Origin of the sequence: Levilactobacillus suantsaiihabitans (assembly GCF_004745505.1) — a bacterium.
Taxonomy (GTDB): domain Bacteria; phylum Bacillota; class Bacilli; order Lactobacillales; family Lactobacillaceae; genus Levilactobacillus; species Levilactobacillus suantsaiihabitans.
The window spans coordinates 125369-138332 of the sequence record NZ_RKLX01000006.1; the positions used below are offsets into that span (position 1 = coordinate 125369).

Consider the following 12964-nt stretch of genomic DNA (forward strand, 5'->3'; position numbering starts at 1 on the left):
GTCGGCGTGGGGCTGACCGCTAGACGGGAGACGACCCACCAGCTCGAACAGGATTTTCAAACCAGCACGCAACTGATTTTACGCCAGACACCTACGCATGTGAAAAAACGGCGATCCGAGCACCGCTCTTTGCCGTGAAAACTGGATTCGCCACAAAGATTGCTTGAATAACGATTGAAAAATCGGTAGTATAGATAGCGGATACATGTGTTATGGAAAATTCACAAGGAGGCGAAGCGTGCTGTCACAAGAACAGACTGAAGCGCTCTTTAAGGTCCTCGATGAATCGACGACGACCTTACAAGCAGCGCTAAGCACATCTTATTTAGATGCGTTCGTTGAGACGGGAGATAACCTCTTAAACGGACAAGTTCAAGTTGAAGACGGTCGCCCTGATCAGGAGACCGTGGCCAAACTGACCGACCTCTATCAACAGGCCGATTGGCAAAGCTTTGATAGCGAAACGGTTCGGCGGGCGGTGCAACTGGCCATGTTAAAGGCGATTCGCATCGACGAAATCCAAGCCAATCATCAGTTAACGCCTGATACGATTGCTTACATCATGGGGTACTTGGTGACCCGGCTGGAAAAGGGCAAGTCCCACTTGACCTTACTGGACCTCACGGTAGGGACAGGTAACTTGCTAACCGCCGTGATTTCACAGCTAAGGGGCGTGGTGACTGGTAAGATTGACGCGTACGGGGTGGATAACGATGATTCCATGTTAGCCATCGCGCAAACGTCCAGCGACCTCCAACGGGTACCGGTGGAATTGGTCCACCAGGATGCCTTAGAGCGGTTGTTAGTGCCCGCCAGCGATTTGATCGTGGCGGACCTGCCAATCGGGTATTACCCAGTCGATGACAATGCGGTCAATTTCCACACCGCGGCCAAGTCTGGGCACACCTACGTGCACCATTTGCTCTTGGAACAAGCGATGAACCAATTGACGCCCGGCGGCTTCGGGGTCTTCTTGGTGCCATCACAGCTGTTCCAGAGTGAACAAGCCCCTAACTTACTGAAATGGCTTCCCAATAACGCCTACTTACAAGGGTTATTGAACCTGCCAAGTGAGCTATTTGCTAACGTCAACGCCCAAAAGGCTATTCTGATCTTACAGAAGCCGGGGGCCGGCGCCAAGCAAGTTGAACAAGTCATGTTGGGAGAGTTCCCATCATTTAAGGATCAATCAGCGTTCCAAAAGTTTGTTGCGGAAATCGTCCAGTGGGAAGAACAAAATCTATTGACGGATCGCACATAAAAGGAGAAATACCACATGGGAAAATCATTAGCAATTAACGCCGGCAGCTCCACTTTAAAGTTCAAGCTGTTCCAAATGCCTGAAGAAACGGTCATTGCCGAAGGGGCTATCGACCGGATCGGTTTGGGTAACTCTTTGGTTGAAATCAAGTACGGTGACGGCCAAAAGTACGAAACGCACGAAGACATCGACGACCACAGTGCCGCTATCCAATTGATGTTGGACCAACTGACGGCCTTAAACATCATCACCGACTTCAATGAAATTACGGGGATCGGTCACCGGGTCGTTGCCGGTGGGCAAGACTTCACCGATTCCGCAGTCATTGACGATGACGTTTTGCAAAAGATCAAGGACCTGTCCGAATATGCGCCACTGCACAACCCAGCCGCAGTCTTGGGCATCGAAGCCTTCAAGAAGATCTTGCCTAACGTCTTGAGTGTGGCGGTCTTTGATACGTCATTCCACACCTCCATGCCGCAAGAAAACTACATGTACGCGATTCCTTACGAATACTACGAAAAGTTTGGGGCACGGAAGTACGGGGCCCACGGGACTAGCCACCGTTACGTTGCTGGCCGGGCCGCTGCCATGTTAGGCAAGCCGTTGAAGGATTTGAAGCTCATCACGATGCACTTGGGTGCCGGTGGCTCAATCACCGCTATCAAGGATGGCAAGTCCTACGATACGTCCATGGGCTTCACGCCACTGGCCGGGATCGAAATGGCCACCCGTTCTGGGGACATCGATGCATCCTTAGTGGCTTACTTGATGGAAAAATTAAACATCGACAAGCCAAACGACATGATCAACATCTTGAACAAGAAGTCTGGGTTGATCGGGGTTTCCGGTGTGTCTGCTGATATGCGTGACCTGGAAAAGGTCCAAGCTAAGAACCCACGGGCCAAATTAGCCCGGGATATGTTCATCAACCGGATCGTCCGTTACGTCGGGGCTTACCTCGCTGAATTGGGTGGCGCGGATGCCATCGTCTTCACGGCCGGTGTTGGTGAAAATGACATTATGATTCGCCAAGAAGTCGCTGACAAGTTAACCTACTTCGGCATTGGCGTTGACCCTGAAAAGAACAACATTCGTGGGGTTGAACGTGACTTGAGTAAAGACGGTTCGAAGATCAAGACCTTATTGATCCCAACCGACGAAGAGTTAATGATCGTGCGTGATATCGAACGCTTACGTAAATAATGACAATTACGGCTGCTGTCCCAAATGGGCGGCGGCCTTTTTGTTTGGGATTAAGCGGTTGGCCCTGAAATTAACGGGGTGACTCTGGAAACGACAGGGGCCTATCCACTAAGGTTAGGAAGCCAGACATCTGCGTCAGGCTAGGGTGGGACCTGCTCTGGGGAACACCTCGAGCCTGAGAAGTGGTCTTTCGGTTCGCTCGATAGCCTGACAAAGCCCGCCAGTTCCCCCAAATGTTGCCAGACCAAGCCAATTCCACCCCAATATGCCGCAACAAGGAGTGTTCATCGATAGTTGAATAATTTTCACTTAAAACGTTTAATGTTGACGTAAAGTCGTCAATGCCGGGCTTCATAGCTACTTAATTTACCGAACCAACCAGTGTGGGTACTAGTATTCCCCCCTTGGCCGTGTATAATGAATTTCAACAAAGGGGCGATTAAGATGAAAAAAAGTCAAGTGAATGATAATCAGGAGTTCTCACGTGGCCTTCAGAGTCGTCACGTCCAACTGATTGCGCTGGGGGGCACAATCGGGACGGGGCTATTCTTGGGGGCCGGTCAATCGATCCACCTCGCTGGGCCATCGATTTTGTTGGCTTACATGGTGACGGGCATCATGTGTTTCCTGTTGATGCGGGCGTTGGGGGAGCTATTGCTCTCGGATTTAAATGCGCATTCCTACATTGATTTTATCCAACGCTACTTGGGCGACAACATGAGTTTCGTGGCCGGGTGGACTTATTGGGTCTGCTGGATCACGATTGCCATGGCCGAAATCACGGCGGCTGGCCAATACATGCAGTTTTGGTTCCCACATTTGCCACAGTGGGTGACGGGGCTGGTTTTGTTGGCCATTCTCTTGACGCTCAATTCCGTGACCGTCAGCGCGTTTGGCGAGACGGAATTCTGGTTTGCCATTATTAAGATTGTGGCCATCGTGGCCTTGATTTTGGCCGGAGCCTACATGGTGGCGGTCCACTACCCAACACCAGCCGGACACGCTAGCGTGACCAATCTGGCGGCGGGCGGCTTCTTCGCTCACGGGGCCAAGGGTTTCTTCCTGTCTTTCCAAATGGTGCTGTTTAGCTTTGTTGGTATCGAAATGGTGGGGATGACGGCGTCCGAGACTGCCAATCCCAAGAAGGTCTTGCCCAAGGCCATCAACGAGATTCCGATGCGGATTATCCTGTTTTACCTGGGCTCACTGTTGGCCTTGATGTGCATCTACCCGTGGCAGGCCGTATCACCAACCAGCAGTCCCTTCGTGCAGGTCTTCAAGAATGTGGGGATTCAATCGGCGGCGGCCGTCATTAACTTTGTGGTCCTGACCGCGGCGGCTTCGGCCTGCAACAGCTCGTTGTTCACGACGGGGCGGATGCTATTTTCCCTGACGTATCGCGGCAAGAGTCGCTTTGCTAAGCGCATGGGGACCCTGTCACGCGCCCAGGTACCGGTGCCCGCACTGCGTTTCTCCACGCTGATCATTGCGGTATCGGTCTTCTTGAACTTCATTATTCCCGGCCACGTCTTCGCGTTCGTCTCCAGTGTGGCGACGACGTGCTTCCTGTTCATCTGGGGTGCCATCGTGGTGGCCCATTTGAAATACAAGCGCCAACAACTGGCAGCGGGAGTCACTCACAAGTTCCACATGCCCCTGTTCCCGTGGAGTGACTACTTCATCTTGGCCTTCCTAGCAATGGTCGCCATCGTGCTGGTCTTCAGAACAGATACGCTGATTGCTCTGGTCGGCTCGGTCGTGTGGCTAGCAGCCCTGAGCATTGGCAAGTACCTCAAGGATCGGCGCGAGGCAGAAAAGCCAGTGTCGATGAGTTCGGATGATTCCGATTTAAAATAAAATAACTGGTGAAGAGACTGGAACGGTGGTTGTTCTGGTCTCTTTTTATGTGGTCTGGCAGTAGCGCTAGGTCGTGGGACTTCAAAACGATAGTGATTTAACTACTGACAGCAGGTACCATATCTAACGAAAATTGCTTAGCGGTGACTAGGTGATGGCCAGTATTGACTGCGACGCCAGGCATTAAACCGGTGGTAATTGACCAGTATCACTGTAGCCGAGAGTTCGTCAACTATGGGCTCAGCGGTGGGAGTTTCCTTAGCGGTGGTTTGGGCCGCTTAGGAAACTGGCGTCTTTGAGACGTGTGTTTCGGCTCAAAGCGAGGGCGAGACCGTTCTTTGGCTCGACCGGTCCGCCCACCGCGTTCCAGTCCCATAGTTGACGAACGGTAAGGCGGCCAGCTCCGCACTATCCTTCATCAACTTAAGGCTAAAAACCAAGGCGCCGAAGCCAGCGAAAAACCGGGGGAAGTGCTAGGATAGAAAGTGTATTGAAACAAATTGAGAGTGGGCCAAAACGCGATTAGCCGGCTAGCAGTTTTAAGCGGAACCGGCTGACTTTTGGCGCACGTTTCAGCTATGTAAAAGTGACGTGAAGAGTCTGGGAAGTTTTGTCCCAGGCCCCGCGAAAAAAGTCTAGTAAACAGAGGGTGTCGTAAAATGAAACAAGTCACGATTAATGGTCAACAGGTCCCAGCAATTGGCATTGGAACCTGGCACATGGGCGACCGACCGGCCCAACGAGAAACGGAAATTGCCGCGATTCAGGCGGGAATTGCCGCGGGAGCACGGGTGATCGATACAGCCGAGATGTATGGGTCTGGTCGTGCCGAGGACCTGGTTGGCGAAGCGTTAGCGCCCATTGACCGGCAACAACTCTACCTCATTTCTAAGGTCCTTCCCGAAAATGCCTCCCGTCAACGGATGGCGGCGAGCCTGGAGGCCAGTTTGAAGCGCCTGCGGACGGACTACTTGGACCTTTACCTGTACCACTGGCGCGGCAGCGTGCCGTTGGCCGAAACGGTGGATGAATTACAGCGCCTGCAACAGTCCGGTAAGATTCGGGCGTGGGGCGTGTCCAACTTTGATATCGACGATTTGAAAGAGCTGTGGCAGCTCCCCAATGGTGCGCAGGCGGTGGCCAACGAAGACCTGTACCACTTAGGCAGTCGGGGTGTCGAGTACGCCGTCTTGCCGTGGCAACGGGAACATCAGCTACCATTCATTGCCTATTCGCCGATTGCTCAGGGGGATTCCTGGGGCCATCATTTGGCGACCAATGACGTGGTCAAGCAGCTGGCGGCCCAGCACCACGTGACGGTCTATCAGATTCTGTTGGCGTGGGTCATTCGTCAAGGAGACGTCTTGGCGATTCCGCAAACCAGTTCAGTCGCGCACATGAATGAAAACATCGCGGCCGGGGAGTTGACCTTGACGCCGGCTGAATTGGCGTTACTGGACCAGCAGTTCCCAGCACCGACCAGTAAACAACCACTCGACATTCTTTAGGGGGCACACTCATGGAATTTTTTACGTCAGATACACATTTCTTTCACAAGGACCTACTGGGCAACAGTGATTTTGCTCCGCGGCCCTTTGCCGACGTGGACGAAATGAATCAGACCATCATTGACAACTGGAACGCCCGGGTGGCCCCCACGGACACCGTTTATCATCTGGGGGACATTGCGTTGTACTTCACCAAGCCAGCGGTCAAGTCCGATGAGGCCGTGTGCGACGTGTTGAGCCAGCTGAACGGGCATCTGGAACTGATCAAGGGCAATCATGACAGCCGGGCGCTCTTCAAGTACCTGGCGGCGCATAACCCCATCGACCACGGCCAGCCCAAATTCGCCTTCCACGACGTCGGGGTGCTGATCAAATACGACCACCGGCAGTATTACATGACGCACTACCCGATGATGCTAGGTATCGTCAAGCAGATCATCAACCTGCACGGCCATATCCACCATTACGCGGTACCCGTCAAGGAAAATATCAACGTCGGGGTCGACACGCCAGAACAACAGTATTTGGACCGGCCCTTGCCGTTTGGCACGCCATTTTCGACCAGTGAGATCGAGCAGATGGTGGTCGGCAAGGCCCAAGAATTTCGGGATAAACAATAGCCGCGAACCACCGCGATGAAATTTGACCGGGACTAGCGCTTGTGCTTGACCGTTTTCCCCCAATGCCGTACGATTAAACTCAGTGTTAAGAGGAGATTGAGAGACATGGAACGGATTACCATCTTGCATACCAACGACCTGCACTCGCACTTTGAGAACTGGCCGCGGATTCGGCGATATCTGGCGGCCACGCGGCAAAGCGCGCACCAGGCTGGCGATACCGTCTACACGTTTGACCTGGGTGACAACATCGACCGGGTCCATCCGCTGAGCGAGGCCACGGTCGGCCAAAAAAATATTGAACTGATGAACCAAATTGGCTATGACGCGGCAACGATTGGCAATAACGAGGGGTTAGGCTTCATGCGGCCGCAGTTGGACCATTTATATGACCACGCCAATTTTCCGGTCATCTTAGGCAATATTTTGACCGGCGACACCCATGAGCAACCGAAGTGGGCCATCGATCACAAGGTGTTTACCACGCCAGCCGGGACGCGAGTCTTAGTTCTGGGCTTAACGGCGCCGTATCACCTTACGTATCCGCTGGCCGGGTGGCAGCCGATTGGCGTCCAGGAGGCGTTGACGCGGCTACTGCAGACCTACGCCGGTCAATTCGACGTGTGCGTCTTGTTGTCCCATCTGGGGTTAGACGTGGACCGCAAGATTGCCAAACGTTTTCCGCAGGTGACCGTCATCATTGGCAGTCACACCCATCACCTGTTGCCCCACGGCGAAAAAGACCAGCATAGTCTGCTGGCGGCCGCTGGAAAATGGGGGCGCTACGTCGGGCGCATCACGCTGGAATTGACGGATCACCGGGTGACACGGGCTCAGGCCAGCGTGGTGGAAACGGCCACCTTGCCGGCAGCGCCCGGGGATGCCGCCGAAATCGACGGCTTACAACAGCTGGGTGAGTCGATCTTGTCGGAACAGCGCGTGGCCAATTTGCCCGTCGACCTGGAGGCCAATCCCGTGGGTGATTCGCAACTCATTCGCGAGGGCCTACACGCCATTGCGGAATACGCTGGGACCGATGCGGCGGTGCTCAATGCCGGGTTATTTTTGCACGACCTGCCCCGTGGTATCGTTACGCAAAGACAACTCCACGATTTGTTGCCCCACAACATGCACGTGATGACCATTACGCTGAGCGGCTATGACCTGTGGCGGCTGGTCCAAGAATTCGAGTTGGCCCGGTTATTCTTACGGTATTTCCCGCAAAAGGGGATGGGCTTTCGGGGGAAGATCTTCGGGGAGCTCAACTACCTGGGCATCGCTTATGATGCGCAGACCCATGCCGTGACTTGGCGGGGTGAACCGTTATCGCCGACTAAGCAGTACACGATTGCGGGATTGGATCACTATCTTTTTATTCCGTTCTTCCCGACGATTTCAATCGTGGGTAAAAATCACATTTTATATCAAGACTTATTACGGGAAGTGTTCGCCAAATACTTGGGCAAACACTATCCTTTATTGTAACCAGAAAGGATGACGACGGTGGATCGTAAGGATTTAGAGGCACTCGTTGCCGAGCAAAAGGAGAACAGAGGGCCAGCCGCCGAAGTGGTGCGGGTGGACGAGACTCACATTGCCATTAACAACCATCCTTATGAATTGGTGACTGACGTGCGCAACGGCTTTGACTTCACGGAATTTGCCCAGCGCTTCAGCACGATTCTGAGTAAATATGACTACATTGTGGGTGATTGGGGCTTCGAACAGCTCCGATTGAAGGGCTTTTACGCCGAGGACCGGGCCGGCGCCAAGCAAAATCAAATCGACGCGGTGCAAGACTACCTGTATGAGTCCTGCAACTTTGGGTGTGCCTACTTTATTTTGCACAACTTAGACGTCAAATCGGCACCCAAGCCACGGCGCTCGCGGCGTCGGCGCAATTCGCGTAACGGGGCGAACGACAAGCAGGCGCAACCTAAGGCAGAAGCAAGTCGGACCGCGAAGACCGAAACCAAGCCCCACGCCGCTAACGGCAATGGCAATAACGGAAACGGTTCGCACCGGCGGCGGTCACGACGGCGCCATCGTAACACCAACCATCCCTACACCGAAGAGCGGCGCCCCGTCGCTAAGCCGACGCCCAACAGTCAAAAGACGGTGACGGTGGCTTCCGGTGGTCAGGGGCGGCGGCATTTTACCATTCGTAAAAAAGAAGATTAGGGAGAGTTGGCAGTGAAAAAGTATCAGGCATATTTGATTGATCTCGACGGGACCATTTACGCGGGGAGCAAGCGGTACCCCAAGGCCAAACAGTTTGTGGAACGCCTGCAGGCCGCCCACATCCCGTTCAAGTTTGTGACGAATAACACCACCAAACTTCCGGTCGACGTGGTGGCCAATCTGGCCGATAACCATGACATCCACGTCACCACGGACAATGTCTACACCGCAGGACTGGCGACGGCGGACTTTTTGGACCAGCGTGCCGGCACTACGGGCAAACGCACCGTCTATGTGGTCGGTGAGATTGGTTTACGCCAGGCGTTGGCCGCCAAAGGTTTTACCGTCGATGAGGACCATCCCGAATACGTGGTGGTCGGCTTGGATAGTGACGTGACTTACGAGAAGTTTGCCAAGGCCATCCTGGCGATTCGCAGTGGGTCGACCTTTATCGGTACCAATTCGGATTCCAACATTCCCAAGGCCCGGGGCTTGATGCCCGGAGCGGGAGCCTTGGTCGACCTGGTACGGTACGCCACGCAGACCGAACCCATTTTCGTGGGCAAGCCAGAACCGATTATTTTGGAAAACTCCTTACAACAACTGGGCGTGGCCCCGGCTGACGCCATCATGGTCGGTGATAATTACCAGACCGACATCCTGGCCGGCATTCACGCGGGCGTGGACACCCTCCTGACGTATACTGGGGTCTCGACGCCGGCCCAAGTGGCCCAACAGGCCGTGGCGCCAACCTACACGGTATCGGACCTGGCGCATTGGGATCTGGAGGCGGGGCCGATTGACTAGAGGACAACGGTGGGGCGGCTTGACCGCGCTGTTCTTGGCGCTGGTCACCCTTAGCATTTTTCTAACCATCAATGCCGTGTGGCTGTATCGATTGGACATTCACTGGCTACAGATCACCCAAGAGGTCCAGATGACCCCGGCCAAGATTATGCACAACTACTATCAGATGCTGGGTTACCTGGAGTTACCCTGGATCACGGACCTGAAAATGACCAATTTTCCCACGTCATTTACGGGGATGATCCATTTTCATGACGTGAAAAACCTGTTCTTATTGAACAATGGGGTATTGCTGCTCAGCCTCACACCGGCAATTCTCTACCTGCGCCAGTTAAAACGGCGAGCCGAGCAGTGGCGCTTGTTACGGCCGGTCCAGGTGGCGGCGGTCGTGCCACTAGTGCTCGGGGCGATGTTAGCCGTGAACTTCGATGGCTTCTTCATCGCCTTTCACGAGGTCTTGTTCCGCAACAACGACTGGATTTTTGACCCCGACTTGGACCCCATCATCAACGCCCTGCCGGACACCTTTTTCCTGCACTGCTTTGTTCTGGCGTTCGGGTTGTTTGAAGCCGGACTGGCACTGCTGTACTGGCGGGCCCGGGTTGCCATTAAGCGAGCTTAATTTAAAAGGGATACGAAAAAAAGCGTTTGACTGACAGAATTGTCGGGTCAAACGCTTTTAGTTAAGATTTAGTCGTCTTCTGGGAGCCTGCTCGGGGTCGCGGGGTGCCGTCCCTTGAGCCAGCCCACGATGGCGGGAATCAAGGAAATCACGATGATGCCCAGCACGACTGCGGAGAAGTGGGCCTTGACGAAGGGGATGTTACCGAAGAAGTAACCGCCCCCGCAGCAGATGGCCACCCAGGTCAGTGCCGCGCTCACGTTGTATTTTAGAAAACGCCGGTAGGGGAATTGCGACCCCGCCGCCGTGAAGGGAACGAAAGTCCGAATAATCGGCATGAACCGGCCTAAGAAGATGGCCAACGGACCGTGTTTACGGAAGAATCTTTCCGATTGGGCCAGCTTGTCCTTGTTGATCAAACGGCCAAACCAGGAGTGGCTGGACAACGCGGCGCCAGCCTTACCGCCCAGGTAGAAGTTCAAAGAGTCGCCACCAATGGCTGCGAGTAAGAACAGGGCCACGAAGAACCAAATGTTCAGGCCATAGGCGGGATTCGCAGCCAAAGCCGCCGCGGCGAACAGTAACGAATCGCCGGGAAGAAATGGGAGAATGACCGCGCCAGTTTCAACGAAAACGATGGCGAACAAGATGAAATATGTGGAACCGCCAAACGTATTGACGATATTGACCAGGTGGTCGTCGATGTGTAAGACAAAATCGATTAAATATCCCATTGAGAGTCTCCTTATGCATTAATTTAGTCAACCACTATTGTAGAAGCTTTTGATCTCACCGTCAGCAGCGTCGGCGAAACTTAAGAAAATTGTCAGGTTTCACCGCTACTGGTCAGGTCGGTCAGGTAACTATTTGAAGGGTGTGTCCTCCTCGCCGGCGTCATCGTGGGCCAAACGCGCGGCAGCCGCAGCAGCGATGGCCCCCACCAGGTCGTCCAAGAAGGTGTGGATGATGCCCGGTTCGTGGGCGTTGAGCTTGGCCAGGATACCTGGCTTGACGCGGTCGATGTAGCCGTAATTGGTGAAACCAATGGAGCCGTAGATATCGACGATGGATAAGGCCATGGTCTCATCGACACCGTAGAGGCCCTCGTCGCGTTCGACGATTGTCTGCAGGGGTTCCAATAAGCTGTGCTGTTCGGCGGCAATGTCTAATTGTATGCCGGTGATGACCGCATTTTGTACCTCACGCTTGTGGAGCACGGTCTGTACACTTTCCAAGGCATCCGCCGGAGTTAAATCGGCGATGTAATCTTTTTGCAAGAAGATCACGAGCGCTGCGATGTCCGTTAACTGGACCCCGCGCTGGTTCAGCAGGTCAATGGTCCGTTGCCTTAACGCCGTCATTGGTTTTGTCATTTAATAGAGACTTCCTTTCATTGTTTCGTGTTCTCCCAGTATACCACCGATGCTGTCAGTTGCATTTTTAACGGTTGGCGGTGATAATAGATAAGCAGAAAGTGTTTTAAAAGATATGGAGGATAATTATGACAAAGTTTCCACAAATTGATTTGGCTAACGCCAGGGGTCCACAAGTAACGATTGAAACGTCCATGGGGACCATTCAGCTGCAACTCTTCCCCGAACAAGCACCAAAGACAGTTGAAAACTTTGTGACCCACGCCAAGGCGGGCTACTATGACGGCTTGACGTTCCATCGGGTCATTCCTAACTTTATGATTCAAGGTGGCGACCCAACCGGTACGGGGATGGGTGGCGAAAGCATCTGGGGACAACCATTTGAAGATGAGTTCTCCCAAGAGCTATACAACCTGCGGGGAGCCGTTTCCATGGCCAACGCTGGTCCTAACACCAATGGTAGTCAGTTCTTCATCGTCCAAGACAAGGACATGACCGAACAAATGCAAGGCCAAATGAAGGATGCGGGCTTCCCAGATGAAATCGTGGACGCCTACAAAGACGGTGGGACGCCTTGGCTAGACTTCCGTCACACGGTCTTTGGCCAAGTGACTGATGGCATGGATGTCGTGGACGCCATTGCCCAGGTCAAGACGGATGCCAGCGACCAACCCGCAACACCAGTCACGATGGACAAGGTGACGGTCAAAGAAGCTGACTAGGGATGTCAGTCATGCATGATGATAAGGAGGTCAAGACGATGCCGTTTCAAATTGGTCAGCGCGTCACAGGCCACATTACGGGGATTCAGCCCTATGGGGCATTTGTCAGCCTAGGCGGTCATCGTCAGGGCCTGATTCACATTTCCGAATGTCATTGTGGCTACGTCAAAGATATTCATGACTATTTAAAGGTCAATCAAGAAGTGAACGTGGTGATCTTGGATATTGATGAGTTCACGGGAAAAATCAGCCTGTCTTTACGGTGTTTGGAGCACGTGAAGTACACGCAAGAGCCGCCGGAACATCAACACCGTCATTACTGGACGAACCACCGCGTTAACATTGGTTTCAAGCCGATTGCGGAGCATTTAGCAGGGTGGAAAACCGAGGCACTGCAACGTTTAGACCACAATCAAGCTTCCTCTTAGGAGGGGGCTTTTTATTTTTTTCAGGTTTTTACTTGACCTCGGTAACGATGATTGGTAAGATATTACCTGTTGCTGTTTGAGACAGCCAATGCATAAATAACAAATTATTGAATAGTCATTCAAATTTAAAATTTGTGCTTGACGAGCTAAACAACAACTGATACAATGATTTATGTTGTCACGAAGCGTCACAGAAATTTCAGTTAAGCAATTGAATGTTGAATAAATATTCAAATAAAATTGAAAAAGTTGTTGACACGTTTTAAACAACATGATATACTTTAAAAGTTGTCACGGAGCGATTGCTTCTCTGATAACTTGGTAGACCTTTGAAAACTGAACATTGTTTCGACAAACCAAATATGTGTAGGGCGGTTTG

General features: G+C 52.9%; 13 protein-coding genes. 11 read left to right on the plus strand and 2 right to left on the minus strand.

The window, feature by feature from the left end; translation table 11 throughout:
- The first annotated feature begins 238 nt into the window (after nt 1–238).
- The 9 genes from EGT51_RS05300 to EGT51_RS05340 all read left to right on the plus strand — a co-directional run bounded on the left by EGT51_RS05300 (nt 239) and on the right by EGT51_RS05340 (nt 10062).
- On the plus strand, nt 239–1261 hold the full coding sequence (locus EGT51_RS05300) for a class I SAM-dependent methyltransferase (RefSeq protein ID WP_135367722.1): 1023 nt from the start codon (nt 239–241) through the stop codon (nt 1259–1261).
- Between the two features lie 15 nt (nt 1262–1276).
- The gene (locus tag EGT51_RS05305) at nt 1277–2467 is read left to right on the plus strand and encodes an acetate/propionate family kinase (RefSeq protein ID WP_135367723.1); all 1191 of its coding nucleotides are present in this window, start codon (nt 1277–1279) and stop codon (nt 2465–2467) included.
- A gap of 444 nt (nt 2468–2911) precedes the next feature.
- Entirely contained in the window at nt 2912–4324 is a 1413-nt protein-coding gene (locus tag EGT51_RS05310; RefSeq protein WP_135367724.1) for an amino acid permease, read from the plus strand.
- Nucleotides 4325–4983: 659 nt separating this feature from the next.
- The gene (locus tag EGT51_RS05315; protein WP_135367725.1) at nt 4984–5832 is read left to right on the plus strand and encodes an aldo/keto reductase; all 849 of its coding nucleotides are present in this window, start codon (nt 4984–4986) and stop codon (nt 5830–5832) included.
- Between the two features lie 11 nt (nt 5833–5843).
- Complete coding sequence (locus EGT51_RS05320; protein ID WP_135367726.1) at nt 5844–6452, plus strand: metallophosphoesterase family protein; 609 nt, start codon at nt 5844–5846, stop codon at nt 6450–6452.
- A 105-nt stretch (nt 6453–6557) separates the two neighbouring features.
- Complete coding sequence (locus EGT51_RS05325) at nt 6558–7937, plus strand: bifunctional metallophosphatase/5'-nucleotidase (RefSeq protein ID WP_135367727.1); 1380 nt, start codon at nt 6558–6560, stop codon at nt 7935–7937.
- A gap of 9 nt (nt 7938–7946) precedes the next feature.
- Nucleotides 7947–8633, plus strand: coding sequence for a YutD family protein (locus tag EGT51_RS05330; RefSeq protein WP_135367728.1), 687 nt, complete (start codon nt 7947–7949; stop codon nt 8631–8633).
- 12 nt (nt 8634–8645) lie between these two features.
- Nucleotides 8646–9440: a TIGR01457 family HAD-type hydrolase gene (locus EGT51_RS05335; protein ID WP_135367729.1), complete on the plus strand. Its 795-nt coding sequence runs from the start codon at nt 8646–8648 to the stop codon at nt 9438–9440.
- Nucleotides 9433–10062 (plus strand): TIGR01906 family membrane protein, encoded by a 630-nt coding sequence (locus EGT51_RS05340; RefSeq protein ID WP_135367730.1) that lies wholly within the window; start codon nt 9433–9435, stop codon nt 10060–10062. The genes EGT51_RS05335 and EGT51_RS05340 overlap by 8 nt, the downstream gene beginning before the upstream one ends.
- 68 nt (nt 10063–10130) lie before the next feature.
- Here the strand turns inward: EGT51_RS05340 and EGT51_RS05345 are convergent, their stop codons facing one another.
- Together EGT51_RS05345 and EGT51_RS05350 are read right to left on the minus strand one after the other, a co-directional pair.
- The gene (locus EGT51_RS05345) at nt 10131–10796 is read right to left on the minus strand and encodes a VTT domain-containing protein (protein ID WP_135367731.1); all 666 of its coding nucleotides are present in this window, start codon (nt 10794–10796) and stop codon (nt 10131–10133) included.
- 129 nt (nt 10797–10925) lie between these two features.
- Entirely contained in the window at nt 10926–11435 is a 510-nt protein-coding gene (locus EGT51_RS05350; protein ID WP_135367732.1) for a phosphatidylglycerophosphatase A family protein, read from the minus strand.
- A 128-nt stretch (nt 11436–11563) separates the two neighbouring features.
- On the opposite strand from EGT51_RS05350, the gene EGT51_RS05355 reads away from it, so the two are divergent.
- On the plus strand, nt 11564–12157 hold the full coding sequence (locus EGT51_RS05355; protein ID WP_135367733.1) for a peptidylprolyl isomerase: 594 nt from the start codon (nt 11564–11566) through the stop codon (nt 12155–12157).
- Nucleotides 12158–12195: 38 nt separating this feature from the next.
- A complete protein-coding gene (locus EGT51_RS05360) occupies nt 12196–12585 on the plus strand; it encodes a CvfD/Ygs/GSP13 family RNA-binding post-transcriptional regulator (RefSeq protein WP_135367738.1) in 390 nt (129 codons plus the stop codon).
- Nucleotides 12586–12964: the final 379 nt, after the last annotated feature.